At 70.9% G+C, this 17976-nt stretch carries 13 protein-coding genes; 7 read left to right on the top strand and 6 right to left on the bottom strand.

Annotated elements, in window-relative coordinates:
• Positions 1–405: 405 nt before the first annotated feature.
• Entirely contained in the window at positions 406–3579 is a 3174-nt protein-coding gene (gene ileS / locus ACGF3I_RS31450; protein ID WP_393138017.1) for an isoleucine--tRNA ligase, read from the bottom strand.
• Between the two features lie 562 nt (positions 3580–4141).
• Between ileS and ACGF3I_RS31445 the strand changes: the two genes are divergently transcribed.
• From ACGF3I_RS31445 to ACGF3I_RS31425, 5 genes are all read left to right on the top strand, one after another.
• The gene (locus ACGF3I_RS31445) at positions 4142–5032 is read left to right on the top strand and encodes a TraR/DksA family transcriptional regulator (RefSeq protein WP_393138015.1); all 891 of its coding nucleotides are present in this window, start codon (positions 4142–4144) and stop codon (positions 5030–5032) included.
• A 62-nt stretch (positions 5033–5094) separates the two neighbouring features.
• Positions 5095–5661 carry a signal peptidase II gene (gene lspA / locus ACGF3I_RS31440; RefSeq protein WP_393138013.1) on the top strand — a complete coding sequence of 189 codons (567 nt, stop codon included), beginning with the start codon at positions 5095–5097 and terminating at the stop codon, positions 5659–5661.
• A 99-nt stretch (positions 5662–5760) separates the two neighbouring features.
• Positions 5761–6702, top strand: coding sequence for an RluA family pseudouridine synthase (locus tag ACGF3I_RS31435; protein WP_393138011.1), 942 nt, complete (start codon positions 5761–5763; stop codon positions 6700–6702).
• Positions 6699–7166, top strand: coding sequence for a GNAT family N-acetyltransferase (locus ACGF3I_RS31430; RefSeq protein ID WP_393138009.1), 468 nt, complete (start codon positions 6699–6701; stop codon positions 7164–7166). The genes ACGF3I_RS31435 and ACGF3I_RS31430 overlap by 4 nt, the downstream gene beginning before the upstream one ends.
• Positions 7167–7271: 105 nt before the next feature.
• The gene (locus ACGF3I_RS31425; RefSeq protein ID WP_393138007.1) at positions 7272–8858 is read left to right on the top strand and encodes a Na+/H+ antiporter; all 1587 of its coding nucleotides are present in this window, start codon (positions 7272–7274) and stop codon (positions 8856–8858) included.
• Between the two features lie 30 nt (positions 8859–8888).
• Here ACGF3I_RS31425 and ACGF3I_RS31420 read toward each other — a convergent pair whose 3' ends face one another.
• Entirely contained in the window at positions 8889–9968 is a 1080-nt protein-coding gene (locus tag ACGF3I_RS31420; protein WP_393138005.1) for a mechanosensitive ion channel family protein, read from the bottom strand.
• Positions 9969–9998: 30 nt separating this feature from the next.
• On the opposite strand from ACGF3I_RS31420, the gene ACGF3I_RS31415 reads away from it, so the two are divergent.
• A complete protein-coding gene (locus ACGF3I_RS31415; protein ID WP_393138003.1) occupies positions 9999–10577 on the top strand; it encodes a dienelactone hydrolase family protein in 579 nt (192 codons plus the stop codon).
• Between the two features lie 271 nt (positions 10578–10848).
• On the opposite strand, the gene ACGF3I_RS31410 is transcribed toward ACGF3I_RS31415, so the two are convergent.
• From ACGF3I_RS31410 to ACGF3I_RS31400, 3 genes are read right to left on the bottom strand one after another with little or no spacing between them, the layout of a single operon-like run.
• Positions 10849–11658, bottom strand: a complete 810-nt coding sequence (locus ACGF3I_RS31410) for a thioredoxin domain-containing protein (protein WP_393138001.1) — start codon at positions 11656–11658, stop codon at positions 10849–10851.
• 57 nt (positions 11659–11715) lie between these two features.
• Positions 11716–12390: a hypothetical protein gene (locus tag ACGF3I_RS31405; protein ID WP_393138023.1), complete on the bottom strand. Its 675-nt coding sequence runs from the start codon at positions 12388–12390 to the stop codon at positions 11716–11718.
• 45 nt (positions 12391–12435) lie between these two features.
• Positions 12436–13779 carry a DUF2252 domain-containing protein gene (locus ACGF3I_RS31400; RefSeq protein WP_393137999.1) on the bottom strand — a complete coding sequence of 448 codons (1344 nt, stop codon included), beginning with the start codon at positions 13777–13779 and terminating at the stop codon, positions 12436–12438.
• A gap of 220 nt (positions 13780–13999) precedes the next feature.
• Between ACGF3I_RS31400 and dnaE the strand changes: the two genes are divergently transcribed.
• Positions 14000–17545: a DNA polymerase III subunit alpha gene (gene dnaE / locus ACGF3I_RS31395; RefSeq protein ID WP_393137997.1), complete on the top strand. Its 3546-nt coding sequence runs from the start codon at positions 14000–14002 to the stop codon at positions 17543–17545.
• A gap of 120 nt (positions 17546–17665) precedes the next feature.
• On the opposite strand, the gene ACGF3I_RS31390 is transcribed toward dnaE, so the two are convergent.
• Positions 17666–17845, bottom strand: a complete 180-nt coding sequence (locus tag ACGF3I_RS31390; protein ID WP_393137995.1) for a hypothetical protein — start codon at positions 17843–17845, stop codon at positions 17666–17668.
• Between the last annotated feature and the right edge of the window lie 131 nt (positions 17846–17976).

Genomic DNA, 17976 nt, shown 5'->3' with positions numbered 1-17976 from the left:
CTCGCGCAGTTCCCCGCGCCCCTTAACTGCTCGGTGCTGGGCAGCATCGGCCACCTCAGCCCGTCCGGCGTTTGAGGACGAGCGCCGTTCAGGCGCGATAGGGGGTGCAGGGGGCGGAGCCCCCGCTGGGGTTCGAGGGGCGGAGCCCCTCGGGGGGTCTGGGGCGGAGCCCCAGGGGCCGAACCTTCCAGCCCGCTGCACGGGCGGGCGGGTGGGCAAACCCCCGGGGGTGCAGGGGGCGGAGCCCCCGGCGGGGTTTGAGGGGCGGAGCCCCTCAGGGGGGTCTGGGGCGCAGCCCAAGGGGCCGCACCCTCCAACCCCCTGCGCGGGCGGGTGGGTGGGCAAACCCCCCGGGGCCGGGCCCCAGGGGGTCGAGCGAGTCGGGGTCGCCGGGCCCCGGGGGCGTCAGGCCTTGCGGAGGCGGAAGGTCAGGGACAGGGGCTCGTCCGTGAAGGGCGAGCCGAAGGAGGCGTCCCCCTCGCCGACCGCGTAGTCCGTCGCCAGCACCTCGTCCGCGATGAGCGAAGCATGCTCCGCCAGCGCCGAAGAGACCTCAGGGTCGGAGGACTGCCAGCGCACCGCGATCCGGTCCGCCACATCGAGCCCGCTGTTCTTGCGCGCCTCCTGGATCAGCCGGATCGCGTCCCGGGCGAGACCCGCGAGCCGCAGCTCGGGGGTGATCTCCAGGTCGAGGGCGACCGTGGCGCCCGAGTCGGAGGCCACCGACCACCCCTCGCGCGGGGTCTCGGTGATGATGACCTCGTCGGGGGCCAGCGACACGCTCTCGCCGCCCACCTCCACCGACGCCGCCCCGGTGTCGCGCAGCGATGCGGACAGGGCCGCCGCGTCCGCCGCGGCCACCGCCTTGGCCACGTCCTGGACCCCCTTGCCGAACCGCTTGCCGAGCGCCCGGAAGTTCGCCTTGGCCGTGGTGTCGACCAGCGAGCCCCCCACCTCGGAGAGCGAGGCGAGCGAGGAGACGTTGAGCTCCTCGGTGATCTGCGCGTGCAGCTCGGGGGAGAGGGTCTCGAACCCCGCCACCGCGACCAGCGCGCGCGACAGCGGCTGGCGCGTCTTGACGCCCGACTCGGCGCGGGTCGCCCGGCCGAGCTCGACCAGGCGGCGTACCAGCGCCATCTGCGAGGAGAGCGCCGGGTCGATCAGCGACGCGTCCGCCTGCGGCCAGGTCGACAGGTGGACCGACTCCGGGGCGTCCGGGGTCACCGGCACCACCATGTCCTGCCAGACGCGCTCGGTGATGAACGGCGTCAGCGGGGCCATGAGGCGGGTGACGGTCTCGACCACGTCGTGCAGCGTGCGCAGCGCGGCCTTGTCGCCCTGCCAGAAGCGGCGGCGCGAGCGGCGCACGTACCAGTTGGAGAGGTCGTCGACGAAGGAGGACAGGAACTTGCCGGCCTTCTGCGTGTCGTACGCCTCCATGGCCGAAGTGACCTGCTCCACCAGGGAGTTGAGCTCGGAGAGCAGCCAGCGGTCCAGGACCGTGCGCTCGGCCGGGGCCGGGTCGGCCGCACTGGGCGCCCAGTTGGACGTACGGGCGTACAGGGCCTGGAAGGCGACCGTGTTCCAGTACGTCAGGAGCGTCTTGCGCACGACCTCCTGGATGGTGCCGTGCCCGACCCGGCGGGCCGCCCACGGCGAGCCGCCGGCCGCCATGAACCAGCGCACCGCGTCCGCTCCGTGACGGTCCATCAGCGGGATCGGGTCCAGCGTGTTGCCCAGGTGCTTGGACATCTTGCGGCCGTCCTCGGCCAGGATGTGGCCGAGGCAGACCACGTTCTCGTAACTGGACCTGTCGAAGACCAGCGTGCCGACCGCCATCAGCGTGTAGAACCAGCCGCGGGTCTGGTCGATGGCCTCGGAGATGAACTGGGCCGGGTAGCGGGACTCGAAGAGTTCCTTGTTCTGGTACGGGTAGCCGTACTGCGCGAACGGCATCGAACCCGAGTCGTACCAGGCGTCGATGACCTCGGGCACGCGCACCGCTTCGAGCGAGCAGCCCTCGTCGGTGCAGGTGAACGTGACGTCGTCGATGTACGGGCGGTGCGGGTCGAGGGACGACTGGTCGGTGCCGGTCAGCCCGGTCAGCTCGGCGCGCGAGCCGACGCAGGTCAGGTGGCCCTCCTCGCAGCGCCAGATGGGCAGCGGGGTGCCCCAGTAGCGGTTGCGGGACAGCGCCCAGTCGATGTTGTTCTTGAGCCAGTCGCCGAAGCGGCCCTCCTTGACCGACTCGGGGAACCAGTTGGTCTTCTCGTTCTCCCGCAGCATCGCGTCCTTGACGCTGGTGGTGCGGATGTACCAGGACGGCTGCGCGTAGTAGAGCAGCGCGGTGTGGCAGCGCCAGCAGTGCGGGTAGCTGTGCTCGTACGGGACGTGGCGGAACAGCAGGCCGCGCTCGGCCAGGTCCGCGGTCAGCCGCTCGTCGGCCTTCTTGAAGAAGACGCCGCCGACCAGCGGCACGTCCTCCTCGAAGGTGCCGTCGGGGCGGACCGGGTTCACGACCGGCAGGCCGTACGCCTTGCAGACCAGGAGGTCGTCGGCGCCGAAGGCGGGCGCCTGGTGGACCAGACCCGTACCGTCCTCGGTCGTCACGTACTCCGCGTTCACGACGTAGTGCGCGGACTGGGCGCTGTCCCCGTCCGTTGCCTCGCCGGCGCTCGGGAACTCCACGAGCTCGAAGGGGCGCTGGTAGGTCCAGCGCTCCATCTCGGCGCCGGTGAAGCTGCGGCCGGTGACCTCCCAGCCCTCGCCGAGGGCCTTCTCCAGGAGCGGCTCGGCGACGACGAGCTTCTCCTCGCCGTTCGTGGCGACGACATAGGTGACCTCGGGGTGGGCCGCGACCGCCGTGTTGGACACCAGGGTCCACGGCGTCGTCGTCCACACCAGCAGGGCCGCCTCGCCGGCCAGCGGGCCGCCGGTCAGCGGGAAGCGGACGAAGACCGAGGGGTCGACGACCGTCTCGTAGCCCTGGGCCAGCTCGTGGTCCGAGAGACCGGTGCCGCAGCGCGGGCACCAGGGGGCGACGCGGTGGTCCTGGGTGAGCAGGCCCTTGTTGAAGATCTCCTTCAGGGACCACCACACGGACTCGACGTACTGCGGGTCCATGGTGCGGTAGGCGTCGTCCAGGTCGACCCAGTAGCCCATGCGGGTCGTCAGGTCGGAGAAGGCGTCGGTGTGCCGGGTCACCGACTCGCGGCACTTGGCGTTGAACTCGGCGATGCCGTACGCCTCGATGTCCTTCTTGCCGCTGAAGCCGAGCTCCTTCTCGACCGCGAGCTCCACGGGCAGGCCGTGGCAGTCCCAGCCGGCCTTGCGGGCCACGTGGTAGCCCCGCATGGTGCGGAAGCGCGGGAAGACGTCCTTGAAGACGCGGGCCTCGATGTGGTGGGCGCCCGGCATGCCGTTGGCGGTGGGCGGGCCCTCGTAGAAGACCCACTCGGGGCGGCCCTCGGACTGTTCGAGGCTCTTGGCGAAGACCTTGGACTGCTCCCAGAAGTCGAGCACGGCGTGCTCTAGGGCGGGCAGGTCTACCTGGGCGGGCACCTGGCGGTACTGCGACATCCGGTCATCCTCCGGCGGATCGTCGTGCGGTTCCGTCGGAGGGACGAGAGCCTGCCCTCGTGGGGCGCTCCCGCGGTACCACCCTCCTTGGCGGTGTGCGGAACACCGCCCCCTCATTGGGGTCGCGAAGCCGGTTCTACTGGGCCTCCCGGTGGAGGCCGTTCTTCCGGCGGCTCGGGGGTGATCTTCACCGCGCGCTCGCCTCCGGGCTCACACCGTCCCCGGATCGCTCTTGGCTGCGTACGCCGCTACTCGTCCCGTCCACGCCTCTCGCTGCGGCCAGTGTACGGGGCCGGGACAAGGGCGGCCGACCGGTTTATCGGGGCCCGCGGGCGGGCCCCGCGCATGACCCGAATGGCCACACGAGCCCCGGCGGTCTCCGGCGCCGCCCGTCCGGCGGATTCACCGGGGCGGGAGCTGGGCACAACCGATGCAGGTTCGCCGTGCCGCGGGTCGGGGCGGGGCGGATCGGCGGCGTGCCCCGTTGCCGCGGGCCTGGGGTCGATTTATCGTCCCAGCACGATTCGCGTGCAAGATCACAATATGTGAAGGGGCCGCGGCCATGGTGGCGAAGAAGACCGCCGTAGAGAGCACATCGGCGTCCGCAGAACCGAGCGCCACCCCTGCTGCCGCGGGCGCCGGCACGAAGAAGACGGTGGCGAACAAGACGGCGGCGAAGAAGACGGTGGCCAAGAAAGCGGCGGCCGTGAAGACGACCGTGGCGAAGAAGGCGGCGGCCGTGAAGAAGACCGCGGTGAAGAAGACCGCCGCCAAGGACACCGCCAAGAAGGGCGCCGCGGGAAAGACCGCGGCCGGCCAGGCAACCGGGACGGCACGGGCCGCGTCCGACAAGGCGACCGGCAAGACGGCTCCGGCGAAGTCGGCCGGAGCGGGTGCCGGACAGGCCGCGACCGCGGCCCAGGGGGCGGCTGCGGCCGCGGAAGAGACGGGAGCCGACAAGGTGGTTGCGAAGAAGACTGCGGGCGGGGCGACGACGGCCGGGGCCGCCGGGGCATCGGCGGTGCCCGCGGCCCGTGCCGTCGCCACGGCGGCCCCGGGCGAGCTCCCGGTCCGGCCGGGCGAGGACCCCTGGACGCCCGCGGAGGTCGCCGAGGCCCGTAACGAGCTGTCCAGCGAGGTGCTGCGGCTGCGCAGCGAGATCGAGGCCTCGGAGGCGGCGCTGGCCGGACTGATGCGCGACTCGGGGGACGGCGCGGGCGACGACGACGCCGACACCGGTACCAAGAACATCACCCGCGAGCACGAGATGGCCCTGGCCGCCAACGCCCGCGAGACCCTGGAGCAGACCGAGCACGCCCTGGAGCGCCTGGACGCCGGGACGTACGGCTACTGCGAGGTCTGCGGCAACCCCATCGGCAAGGCCAGGATGCAGGCCTTCCCGCGCGCCACCCTGTGCGTGGAGGACAAGCAGAAGCAGGAAAGGCGGGGCTGAGCCCGTACGGGCGTGCCGTACTCTCGTGCTCAGTCAGCAACCCAGTCGGTCGAGGGACTCACGTGGCAGAGGCGGAGAGCGTCATCGGTACGCCGGATGTGGAGGGGGCCGACGAGCAGGCGGCCCCTGCCGAGCAGCCGAAGGGCAAGCGGAAGATCGCCGTGCTGTTCGCGGTGGCGGTCTTCGCCTACCTTCTCGACCTCGGCAGCAAGATGCTCGTGGTGGCCAGGCTGGAGCACCACGAGCCGATCGAGGTCATCGGTGACCTGCTGCAGCTGAACGCGATCCGCAACGCGGGCGCGGCCTTCGGCATCGGCGAGGCCTTCACGGTGATCTTCACGATCATCGCGGCGACCGTGATCGTGGTCATCGCGCGGCTCGCGCGCAAGCTCTACAGCCTGCCCTGGGCCATCGCGCTCGGTCTGCTGCTCGGCGGCGCGCTCGGCAACCTCACCGACCGGATCTTCCGCTCGCCCGGCGTCTTCGAGGGCGCGGTCGTCGACTTCATCGCCCCCAAGGGCTTCGCGGTCTTCAACCTCGCGGACTCGGCGATCGTCTGCGGCGGCATCCTCATCGTGATCCTCTCCTTCCGCGGCCTCGACCCGGACGGCACCGTCCACAAGGACTGACGGCCCGGACGGCACCGTCCACAAGGACTGACGGCCCGGGCGGGCCCGCCCGCCGGACGCGCGGCGGGCGATGCCGGTGGGGCAAGGCATACTCGACGGGTGAGCACGATTCCCGAGATCCGCACCCTGCCCGTTCCCGACGGCCTCGAAGGCGAGCGCGTCGACGCCGCCATCTCCCGCATGTTCGGGTTTTCCCGCACCAAGGCGGCCGAGCTCGCCGCGGCCGGGAAGGTCCAGGTCGACGGCGCCGTGGTCGGCAAGTCCGAGCGGGTGCACGGCGGGGCCTGGCTGGAGGTCGAGATGCCGCAGGCACCGGCCGCCGTGCAGGTCGTCGCGGAGCCCGTCGAGGGCATGGAGATCGTGCACGACGACGACGACATCGTCGTGATCATGAAGCCGGTGGGCGTCGCCGCCCACCCGAGCCCCGGCTGGACCGGCACCACCGTCATCGGCGGCCTCGCCGCGGCCGGTTACCGCATCTCCACGTCCGGCGCCGCCGAGCGCCAGGGCGTCGTGCACCGCCTCGACGTCGGTACCTCCGGCCTGATGGTCGTCGCGAAGTCCGAGCGGGCCTACACCTCGCTCAAGGCGCAGTTCCGCGAGCGGGTCGTCGACAAGCGCTACCACGCCCTGGTCCAGGGCCACCCGGACCCGATGAGCGGCACCATCGACGCCCCGATCGGGCGCCACCCCAACCACGACTACAAGTGGGCCGTGACCGCCGAGGGCAAGCCCTCCGTCACGCACTACGACCTGATCGAGGCCTTCCGCGCCGCCTCCCTGCTCGACATCAAGCTGGAGACGGGACGCACGCACCAGATCCGCGTCCACATGTCGGCCCACCGCCACCCCTGCGTCGGCGACCTCACCTACGGCGCCGACCCCACCATCGCCAAGCGCCTCAAGCTGACCCGCCAGTGGCTGCACGCGGTCCGGCTCGGCTTCGAGCACCCCTCGGACGGCCAGTGGGTCGAGTTCGAGAGCACCTACCCCGCCGACCTGCAGCACGCCCTCGACACGATCCGTGCCGAGAGCGAATGACCGCCTACGAGGTCAGGGTCGCCGAGGACGAGGCCGACCGCGCGGCCTGCTTCGCCGTGCGCCGGCAGGTCTTCGTGGTCGAGCAGCGGGTGTCCGAGGACATCGAGTACGACGCGTACGACGCCGGCGCCCTGCACGTCCTGGCCGTCGGCCCCCGGGGCCCGCTCGGCACCGGACGCCTCCTGCACGGCCCCGGCACCCTGGCGAGGACGGGCGGCGCGGACATCGGCTCGCTCGGCCGGCTCGCCGTGACCGCCGAGGCCCGCGGCCTCGGCGTCGGCGCGGCCCTGGTCCGCGCGATCGAGGAGGCCGCACGCGAGCGCGGCCTGACCGCGGTCGACCTGCACGCCCAGACGCACGCCCTCGGCTTCTACCAGCGGCTCGGATACGAGGCCTACGGCCCGGAGTTCCCGGACGCCGGCATCGCGCACCAGGCCATGCGGCGGGTGCTCCGCCGGCCGTGAGCCCGGCGCTATGAGCCCCGATGGGCGGTTCGGGCGGGTTGCGTGGCACGCTTGAGGTCTTGATCGTCAAGGCCGTCCAGGCCCGCACCGCCCGGAGGGCATCCCGTGGATCAGCTGGCCCTGCTGCTCGTGCTCATGCTCGGCGCGGTGGTGACCGTCCCGTTGGGGGAGCGCCTGGGACTGCCCGCGCCGGTGCTCATGACGCTCGGCGGCATCGTGATGGCGCTGCTCCCGTTCGTGCCCAATGTCGACATCGAGCCCGAACTCATCCTGCCGCTCGTGCTGCCCCCGCTGCTCTACGCCTCCGTACAGCGCACTTCCTGGCGGCAGTTCACGGCCAACGTACGGCCGATCTTCCTGCTCGCCGTCGCGCTCGTCTTCGTGACCACGGCCGCCGTCGCGGCCGTAGCCAACTCCATCGTGCCGGGCCTGCCGCTCGCCGCGGCCGTCGCGCTCGGCGCGCTCGTGGCGCCGCCCGACCCGGTCGCGGCGACCGCCGTCGCGGGCTCGCTCGGGCTGCCGCGGCGCCTGGTGTCGATCCTGGAGGGCGAGGGCCTCTTCAACGACGTCACCGCGATCGTGCTCTACCACGTGGCGATCACGGCGGTCGTGACCGGCAGCTTCTCGTGGGCCTCGGCGGCGGGTGAGCTCGTGCTCTCGGCGGTGGTCGCCGTGGCCGTCGGCCTCGCGCTCGGCTGGATCGCCAACAAGGTGATGAGCCTGCTCGGCGACCCCACGCTCCAGATCGGGCTCACCCTGCTCGTCCCGTTCGTCGCCTACGTCCTGGCCGAGGAGTTCCACGGCTCGGGCGTCCTCGCGGTGCTGACCGTGGCGCTGTTCCTCGCCGAGCACACGATGGACGCCGACGACGTGCAGGGCCGGCTGGCCGGGGCCACGTTCTGGGAGATCGTCGACACCCTGGTGACCGGGGTGGCGTTCGGCCTGATCGGCCTCGAACTCCACAACGTGTTCGGCACCGCCACCGGCCACGAGGCCCACATGTTCGGCTGGGCGGCGGGCGTGGTCGGCGTCGTCGTGGGCGTACGGCTGCTGTGGCTGCTCCCGGCCACCTGGCTCGCCAAGCGGCTGCACAACAAGCGCGACTACGACGAGGAGATCCCGACCTCCTGGCGCGAGACCGTCATCATGTGGTGGGCCGGGATGCGCGGGGTGGCCTCGGTGGCCCTGGCGCTCGCCATCCCGCTGAAGACGGACGACGGCGCGCCCTTCCCCGGCCGTGACGAGATCGTCTTCATCGCCTTCGCCGTGATCATGACCACCCTGGTCTTCCAGGGGCTCACCCTGCCCTGGCTGGTCAGGAGGCTCGGGGTGCGGGCCGACACGGACGCCGAGCGCGCCCTGGAGCGCGACCTCGCGATCCGCGCCGCGAAGGCCGCCAAGCGGCGCCTGAAGGAGATCGAGGACGTCGAGGAGCTGCCCGAGGACGTCATGGAGCAGCTGCACCGCAGGGCCTACGACGTGGGCGCGCGGATCAGCCCCGACATGGTCGACGACGAACGGCGCGCGTCCTATGCCAAGCGGGTGGAGCGGATCAGGGCGGTGCAGCGCATCCAGCGCGAGATGATGTCGGCCGCCCGGCACGAGGTGCTGTCCGCACGCAACGAGCCGGGCGCCGACCCCGAGATCGTGGACCGGGTGCTGCGGCAGCTCGACGTCCGCAGCCTGAGGTGAGCCCGTGGCGCCACCGGCTCGGGCGACCCCCTAGGGCCGCCGCTCCTCAAGTGCCGCGCGCTCCGGGCGGGTTGAGAGCCCGGCCTGCTCGGTGGTGATCCTCGGCAGCGCGTACGGGTGCTCCTCGTGCAGCCAGGCCACCAGCTGTTCGCGGACCGTGACCCGCACCGTCCAGATGTCGTCCGCGTCCTTGGCCGTCACGACCGCGCGCACCTCGATGGTGGAGGGCGTGGTGTCGGTGACCGCGAGCGAGAAGTCACGGCCGTCCCAGGCCGGGCACTCCTTGAGGATCACGGCGAGCCGCTCGCGCATCAGCGGCAGCGGCGCCGAGTGGTCGAGGTGGAAGTAGACGGTGCCGGTCATCTGGACACCGCCGCGCGACCAGTTCTGGAACGGCTTGCTGGTGAAGTACGACACCGGCATGGTCAGCCGGCGCTCGTCCCAGGTGCGGACCGCGAGGAAGGTGAGCGTGATCTCCTCGACGACGCCCCACTCCCCGTCGACCACCACCGTGTCGCCGAGCCGCACCATGTCGCCGAAGGCGATCTGCAGTCCGGCGAAGAGGTTGCCGAGGGTGGACTGGGCGGCCACACCGGCGACGATGCCCACGATGCCCGCCGAGGCGAGCAGGGAGGCGCCCGCCGCCCGCATCGCGGGGAAGGTGAGCAGCATCGCGGCGACGGCCACCACGATGACGATCGCGCTGACCACCCGCTGGATCAGCGTGACCTGGGTGCGGACCCGGCGGACCCGGGCGGGATCACGGGTGGACGCGGCGTAGCGGGAGTAGGAGGAATCCACGACGGCGGTGGCGATCCGCACCACCAGCCAGGAACTCGCCCCGATCAGGATCAGGGACAGGAACTGTCCCAGGCCCGCCTCGTGCTCCTGCACCGGGCTCCATTTGATCTCGTCGTAGGAGCCCCGCAGTATCGCGGTGAGCAGGACGAGGTTCAGCGGAATGCGGCAGCGGCGCAGCAGTCCCCACAGTGGGGTCTCGTGATGACGCGCGTCGGTTCGGCGCAGTAGTCGGTCGGCCAGCCACCCCACAACGAGCGTGAGCACGACCGACCCGCCGATGACGATCAACGGACGCAGTACGTTCTCCATGCCCCCGACCGTAACTGGCACGATGGCCCCATGAACATCATGCTTTTCCATTCGGTCTACGGTCTGCGCCCCGCCGTACAGGAGGCGGCCGCGCGTCTGCGGGCCGCCGGACACCAGGTGTACGTCCCCGACCTGTACGAAGGACGCACCGTGGAATCCGTCGAGGAGGGCAGGGAGATCAAGGACGAGATCGGCACGGATGAGCTGCTGAAACGGGCGATTCTGGCCGCGGCCCCCCACTCGGAGGCCGGCCTCGTCTACGCGGGCTTCTCGCTCGGCGGGTCCATCGCGCAGAACCTGGCGCTCGGCGACAGCAAGGCCCGCGGTCTGCTGCTGTTCCACGGCACCTCCGACATGGCGGAGAACACATCCGTGGACGAGCTGCCCGTGCAGCTCCACGTCGCCGACCCGGACCCGTTCGAGCCGGCGGACTGGCTGAACGCCTGGTACCTGCAGATGCGGCGGGCCGGGGCGGACGTGGAGGTCTACCGCTACCAGGGCGCCGGCCACCTCTACACCGACCCGCAGCTGCCCGACTACGACGAGGCCGCGGCCGAGCGGACCTGGCAGACCGCGCTCGGCTTCCTCGACAGCCTCGCCGAGGCGTAGCGCCGGACCGGACCGGCCCGGCTCCCTCGCCCCCCCGACGCGGGGGGGGGGGGGGGGGGGGCCCCGCCGGCGCCCGGGGGGCGCCCGCCCGGGGGGGGGGGGGGGGGGGGGGGGGCGGGGGGGGGGGGGGGCGGGGGGGGGGGGGGGGCGGCCCCCCCCCCCGGCCCCGCCCCCCCCCCCCCCCCCCCCCCCCCCCCCCCCCCCCCGCGCGCCCCCCCCCCCCCCCCCCCGCGCGGGCCGGCCCCCCCCCCCCCCGCGGGGGAGCGGGGGATCAGCCCTTGAGCGCCTTGTCGATCGCGGCCGTGAAGGCGGCCGGGTCCGAGGGCGCGTTGTCCGAGCCCTCGGCGGTGACCTTCTTGCCGTCCATCTTCAGGGTCGGCGTGCCCTGGACGCCGCTGCTGTCGAACTTGTCCGACATCACCAGCGCCCACTTGTCGTAGGTGCCGTCCTTGACCGCCTTGGCGAAGGCCGCGTTGCCCTTGAGCGCCGGGACGGTGTCCGCGATCTCGATCAGGTAGTCGCGGCTCTTGAACTTGTCGTCGGTCTCCTCGGGGTGGAACTTGGCCGAGTAGAGCGCGCTCTTGTACTCCAGGAACGCCTCGGGGCTGACGTTCAGGGCGGCGCCGAGGGCGCTCAGGGCGGTCTTGGAGCCGGTGCCCGGGCTGCCCTTGTCGATGAACGTGGCGCCGATGAACTGGATCTTGTACTTCCCGGCGTCGACGTCCTTCTTGATCGTCGGGCCGACGGCCTGCTCGAACTGCGAGCAGATCGGGCAGCGCGGGTCCTCGTACATTTCGAGGGTCTTCTTCGCGTCCGCCTTGCCGATGACGACGCTCGTGCCGTCGCTGCCCGAGTTCGCGGGCTTCACCAGGGTCTTGTCCTTGGCGGCCTCCCACGCGGTGGGCTTCATGGCCTGCATGATCGCGTAACCGGCGCCGCCCGCGACGGCGAGGACGCCGACGATGGACGCGGCCACGATGATCTGGCGGCGGGCCTTGGCCCTCTTGGCCTCGCGCTCGCGCTCCGCGCGCAGCCGCTCGCGGGCGGCGGCCTTGTTGGCCTGGCTGTTGCGGGAACTCATGATCGTTTTCTCCGGATGGCAGAAGAGGAAAGGGGCAGGTGCTGCGGTGCTGCGGGCTCAGACGAGGCCGAGCGAGCGCGCCGGCGGACCCCTTCGTGCCACGGAGTGCACCAGCAGGCGGGTGCGCGAGGGTCCGGGCCCGTGGTGCGACGGGCGGGCGGGCCGATCCGGGTGGCCGGCGACGGCGCGCACCACGGCGGCCGCGACGAGCAGCGGCCGGAAGGCGAACGCGCCCACCGCGCGCAGCACCCGGGCCAGCGCCGCCTCGCCGCGCCGCAGCCACAGCGCGGCGAGCAGCCCGACCGCGAGGTGCGCGGCGAGCAGCAGCCAGGGCACGGCCGGGCCGGGGTGGGTCAGGAGGGTGGCCGCGGTGGCCGGGGTGCGTACGGCGCCCAGCGTGCCGCCGCCGCACAGCACGTCCACGCCGACCGCGCGCAGGGCGCCCGCGACGGGGCCGCCCGCCGGGCCGTAACAGACGTGCTGGCCGGTGGTGAACAGAGTGTCGGCGGCCAGCTCCAGCGGGACCAGGGCGCCGGCGATGGCCCCGAACCCGCGCTCGCGCCCGGCCAGCGCGTAGGCGATGACGAACACCGCGCCGGCGGCCGCGGCCACCAGCGTGAGCGGCAGCGGGACCTGCGAGAGCAGCACGTGGGACGCGGCCGAGAGCGTCACGACGAGCGCTGTGAAAAGCGCCGCGCGTGCCGCTCTGAGCTGCGTCCCTGATATGTCCATCGCGGGTGAGTGTGCCATGCCGGGCTGTCAGCCGTGCCTAAAGGTTCAGTGAGACTGGAGACCCGGAATCCGACCGTTACGGAACAGGTCCACGAAGATCTGGTGATCCGCCCTGGCCCGCGCCCCGTAGGAGTGCGCGAAGTCGACGAGGAGATCGGCGAAGCCGGTCTCGTCGGCGGCGATCGCCGCGTCGATGGCGCGCTCGGTGGAGAACGGCACGAGCTCCGAGTGGCCGCTCTCGTCGTCGGCCGCCGCGTGCATCGTGGCGGTGGCCCGGCCGAGGTCGGCGACGACCGCCGCGATCTCGTCCGGGTCGTCGATGTCGGACCAGTCCAGGTCCACCGCGTACGGCGAGACCTCGGCGACCAGCTGTCCCGCGCCGTCCAGCTCGGTCCAGCCGAGCCACGGGTCGGCGGCGGCCTGGAGCGCCCGCTGCGAGATCACCGTGCGGTGGCCCTCGTGCTGGAAGTAGCCCCGGACCGCGGGGTCGGTGATGTGCCGCGAGACCGCCGGCGTCTGCGCCTGCTTGATGTAGATCACCACATCGTTCTCCAGGGCGTCGCTGTGGCCCTCCAGAAGGATGTTGTACGAGGGCAGACCCGCCGAGCCGATCCCGATGCCGCGCCGCCCCACCACGTCCTTGACCCGGTAGGAGTCCGGACGCACCAGGCTCTCCTCGGGCAGCGTCTCCAGATAGCCGTCGAAGGCGGCGAGCACCTTGTACCGCGTCGCCGCGTCCAGCTCGATCGAGCCGTCGCCCTCGGTGAACCGGCGCTCGTGGTCGCGGATCTCGGTCATCGAGTCGAGCAGCGCGAACCGGGTGCGGGCCCGGGCGTCGCGCAGCGCGCCGAGCAGCGGGCCCTCGGCCGTGTCCAGGGTGAAGGGGGGCAGCTCGGCCGAGCCCGGGTCCGCCGCGCCCGAGGCCAGCGCGCGGATGCGCTCGCGGTAGGCGGTGGCGCAGGTGCGCACCAGGGAGGAGATCTGCTCGTCGCCCAGCGCCTTGGTGTAGCCGATCAGGGCCAGCGAGGCCGCGAGCCGCTTCAGGTCCCAGGTGAAGGGGCCCACGTACGCCTCGTCGAAGTCGTTGACGTTGAAGATCAGCCGCCCGTTGGCGTCCATGTACGTGCCGAAGTTCTCGGCGTGCAGGTCGCCGTGGATCCAGACCCGGCCGGTGCGCTCGTCGAGGTAGGGACCGCCGTGCCGCTCCTTCTCCAGATCGGAGTAGAACAGGCAGGCCGTGCCGCGGTAGAAGGCGAAGGCGGAGGCCGCCATCTTGCGGAACTTGACCCGGAACGCGGCCGGGTCGGCGGCCAGGAGCCGGCCGAAGGCGGTCTCGAAAACGGCGAGTATCTCTTCGCCGCGCGCCTGCGCGCTGGGCTGGACCGACATCGCTGGGTGCCTCCTGGTGCGTACTGCCTGGTTCACGATCGGGACGGGGTGTGCCCCTTCCAACGCGCGACCGTACAGCCAAGTGCCCGCCGCCCGCCCGGCCGCCGTCCCGTCCGGGCCGCGCACGCCGGCTTTCCCCTCGGCTGTCGGTGCGGCGACGTAGACTCCGAGGCTGTCCCCCCGCTCCGCGAGACCCCCCCTGCCGTTGGAGGCCCCAACCGTGACTGGCACGTCCAAGACACCGTTCACGCACCTTCACGTCCACACCCAGTACTCGCTGCTGGACGGTGCCGCGCGGCTCAAGGACATGTTCGAGGCCTGCAACGAGATGGGCATGACGCACATCGCCATGTCCGACCACGGCAACCTCCACGGCGCCTACGACTTCTTCCACTCGGCGAAGAAGGCGGGCGTCACGCCGATCATCGGCATCGAGGCGTACGTGGCCCCCGAGTCGCGGCGCAACAAGCGCAAGATCCAGTGGGGACAGCCGCACCAGAAGCGCGACGACGTGTCCGGTTCGGGTGGTTACACGCACAAAACGATCTGGGCGCACAACAAGACCGGCCTGCACAACCTCTTCCGGCTCTCCTCCGACGCGTACGCCGAGGGCTGGCTCCAGAAGTGGCCGCGGATGGACAAGGAGACGATCTCGCAGTGGTCCGAGGGGCTCATCGCCTCCACGGGCTGCCCCTCCGGCGAGGTCCAGACCCGGCTCAGGCTCGGCCAGTTCGACGAGGCGATGCGGGCGGCCTCCGACTACAAGGACATCTTCGGCGAGGGCAAGTACTTCCTGGAGCTGATGGACCACGGCATCGAGATCGAACGCCGGGTCCGCGACGGGCTCCTGGAGATCGGCAAGAAGCTGGGCATCCCGCCGCTGGTCACCAACGACTCGCACTACACCTACGCCCACGAGGCGACCGCGCACGACGCCCTGCTGTGCATCCAGACCGGCAAGAACCTCTCGGACCCGGACCGCTTCCGCTTCGACGGCACCGGCTACTACCTCAAGTCCACCGACGAGATGTACGCCATCGACTCCTCGGACGCCTGGCAGGAGGGCTGCCGCAACACCCTGCTGGTGGCCGAACAGATCGACACCACCGGCATGTTCGAGGCCAAGAACCTCATGCCGAAGTTCGAGATCCCGGACGGCTACACCGAGGTCACCTGGTTCCAGGAGGAGGTCCGGGTCGGCATGGAGCGCCGCTACCCGGGCGGTGTGCCCGAGGACCGCCAGAAGCAGGCGGAGTACGAGATGGACATCATCATCCAGATGGGGTTCCCGGGGTACTTCCTCGTCGTCGCCGACTTCATCATGTGGGCCAAGAACAACGGCATCGCGGTCGGTCCCGGCCGGGGCTCGGCGGCCGGTTCGATCGTGGCGTACGCCATGGGCATCACCGACCTCGACCCGATCACGCACGGCCTGATCTTCGAGCGCTTCCTCAACCCCGAGCGCGTCTCCATGCCCGACGTCGACATCGACTTCGACGAGCGCAGGCGCGTCGAAGTGATCCGGTACGTGACGGAGAAGTACGGCTCCGACAAGGTCGCCATGATCGGCACCTACGGAAAGATCAAGGCGAAGAACGCCATCAAGGACTCCGCGCGCGTCCTCGGCTACCCCTACGCGATGGGCGACCGCCTCACCAAGGCGATGCCCGCCGACGTCCTCGGCAAGGGCATCGACCTGTCCGGCATCACCGACCCCAAGCACCCGCGCTACAGCGAGGCGGGCGAGATCCGGGGGATGTACGAGAACGAGCCGGACGTCAAGAAGGTCATCGACACCGCCAAGGGCGTCGAGGGCCTGGTCCGTCAGATGGGTGTGCACGCGGCCGGCGTGATCATGTCCAGCGAGCCGATCGTCGACCACGCCCCGATCTGGGTGCGCCACACCGACGGCGTGACCATCACGCAGTGGGACTACCCGCAGTGCGAGTCGCTCGGCCTCCTGAAGATGGACTTCCTGGGCCTGCGGAACCTGACCATCATGGACGACGCCGTCAAGATGGTGAAGGCCAACAAGGGCATCGAGCTGGAGATGCTCGCGCTCCCGCTGGACGACCCGAAGACCTTCGAACTGCTCTGCCGCGGTGACACCCTCGGCGTCTTCCAGTTCGACGGCGGCCCCATGCGCTCACTGCTGCGCCAGATGCAGCCCGACAACTTCGAGGACATTTCCGCCGTCTCGGCCCTGTACCGGCCGGGCCCGATGGGCATGAACTCGCACACGAACTACGCCGAGCGCAAGAACGGCCGCCAGGAGATCACCCCGATCCACCCGGAGCTGGAGGAGCCGCTCAAGGAGACCCTGGGCCTCACCTACGGCCTCATCGTCTACCAGGAGCAGGTCCAGAAGGCCGCCCAGATCGTCGCCGGGTACTCGCTCGGCGAGGCCGACATCCTGCGCCGCGTGATGGGCAAGAAGAAGCCCGAGGAGCTGGCCAAGAACTTCGTCCTCTTCCAGGCGGGCGCCAAGGAGAAGGGCTATTCGGACGCGGCGATCCAGGCGCTGTGGGACGTGCTGGTCCCGTTCGCCGGCTACGCCTTCAACAAGGCGCACTCCTCGGCGTACGGCCTGGTCACGTACTGGACCGCGTACCTCAAGGCGAACTACCCGGCCGAGTACATGGCGGCGCTGCTCACCTCGGTGAAGGACGACAAGGACAAGTCGGCCGTCTACCTCAACGAGTGCCGGCGCATGGGCATCAAGGTGCTGCCGCCGAACGTCAACGAGTCGGTGCACAACTTCGCCGCCCAGGGCGACGACGTGATCCTGTTCGGCCTGGAGGCCGTGCGCAACGTCGGCACCAACGTGGTCGACTCGATCATCCGCTCCCGCAAGGCCAAGGGGAAGTTCGCCTCCTTCCCCGACTACCTGGACAAGGTCGAGGCGGCCGCCTGCAACAAGCGCACCACGGAATCGCTCATCAAGGCGGGCGCCTTCGACACCATGGGCCACACCCGCAAGGGCCTGACCGCGCAGTTCGAGCCCATGATCGACAACGTGGTGCAGGTCAAGCGCAAGGAGGCCGAGGGCCAGTTCGACCTCTTCGGCGGGATGGACGAGGACAGCAGCGAGCCGGGCTTCGGCCTCGACGTCGAGTTCGGCGACGTGGAGTGGGAGAAGTCCTATCTGCTGGCCCAGGAGCGCGAGATGCTCGGTCTGTACGTCTCCGACCACCCGCTCTTCGGCCTGGAGCACGTGCTGTCCGACAAGGCGGACGCGGGCATCGGCCAGCTCACCGGCGGGGACTACTCGGACGGCTCGATCGTCACCATCGGCGGCATCATCTCCGGCCTCCAGCGCAAGATGACCAAGCAGGGCAACGCCTGGGCGATCGCCACCGTGGAGGACCTGGCGGGCTCCATCGAGTGCATGTTCTTCCCGGCGACCTACCAGCTGGTGTCGACCCAACTGGTCGAGGACGCCGTGGTGTTCGTCAAGGGCCGCCTCGACAAGCGCGAGGACATCCCGCGTCTGGTCGCGATGGAGCTGATGGTCCCGGACCTGTCGTCGGCGGGCACCAACGCCCCGGTCGTCCTGACCATCCCGACCGTCAAGGTCACCCCGCCGATGGTCAGCAGGCTCGGCGAGATCCTGGGCCACCACCGGGGCAACACCGAGGTGCGGATCAAGCTCCAGGGCCCGCGTTCGACCACGGTGCTGCGGCTCGACCGGCACCGGGTGCAGCCCGATCCGGCCCTGTTCGGCGACCTGAAGGTACTGCTCGGCCCGTCCTGCCTGGCCGGCTGAGCGCGGCGGGCTTTTCCGCCCACCGCAAACACGTTCGGCCGCCCCGCACGGGGCGCGGCGAGAACGCGTACGAGAAAGGGACGCACCCCTCGGGTGCGTCCCTTTCGCTCGCAATGACGGCTAGTTATGGCCGAAGCGACGCTGGTGCTTACGAGCAACATCCGCCGGGCTGCCCTGGCCCTGCGACTGGGGCATCGCCTGGGACTCGAAGGCGGTGGACTTGGACTGCTCCTGACCGCGCTCGGCGGCGCTGGAACGGTCCTGCTGACCACCCGACTTGCGGTTCTTGTTCTTGGCCATGGTGCTGCCTCCTGTGGGGGAACTCGGGGCCAGGGCCGCTGTCAGACTCACACAGATGGACAAAGAGCGCATTTCGGATCATTACCGTGTGTGAGCACGCGGCGACGCCGTAATCCGCCACGCCGATGATC

This window comes from Streptomyces sp. NPDC048111, from assembly GCF_043202815.1.
Lineage (GTDB): Bacteria > Actinomycetota > Actinomycetes > Streptomycetales > Streptomycetaceae > Streptomyces.
The sequence above is the reverse complement of the archived record's forward strand: the minus strand, read 5'-3'. Positions and strand labels throughout refer to the sequence as shown.

Coding starts and splice junctions, on each gene's coding strand:
- ACGF3I_RS31405 (WP_393138023.1), bottom strand. CDS start 12,390: ATGGACATATCAGGGACGCAGCTCAGAGCGGCACGCGCGGCGCTTTTC.
- ACGF3I_RS31415 (WP_393138003.1), top strand. CDS start 9,999: ATGAACATCATGCTTTTCCATTCGGTCTACGGTCTGCGCCCCGCCGTA.
- ACGF3I_RS31445 (WP_393138015.1), top strand. CDS start 4,142: ATGGTGGCGAAGAAGACCGCCGTAGAGAGCACATCGGCGTCCGCAGAA.
- ACGF3I_RS31410 (WP_393138001.1), bottom strand. CDS start 11,658: ATGAGTTCCCGCAACAGCCAGGCCAACAAGGCCGCCGCCCGCGAGCGG.
- ACGF3I_RS31400 (WP_393137999.1), bottom strand. CDS start 13,779: ATGTCGGTCCAGCCCAGCGCGCAGGCGCGCGGCGAAGAGATACTCGCC.
- ileS (WP_393138017.1), bottom strand. CDS start 3,579: ATGTCGCAGTACCGCCAGGTGCCCGCCCAGGTAGACCTGCCCGCCCTA.
- ACGF3I_RS31420 (WP_393138005.1), bottom strand. CDS start 9,968: ATGGAGAACGTACTGCGTCCGTTGATCGTCATCGGCGGGTCGGTCGTG.
- ACGF3I_RS31430 (WP_393138009.1), top strand. CDS start 6,699: ATGACCGCCTACGAGGTCAGGGTCGCCGAGGACGAGGCCGACCGCGCG.
- ACGF3I_RS31390 (WP_393137995.1), bottom strand. CDS start 17,845: ATGGCCAAGAACAAGAACCGCAAGTCGGGTGGTCAGCAGGACCGTTCC.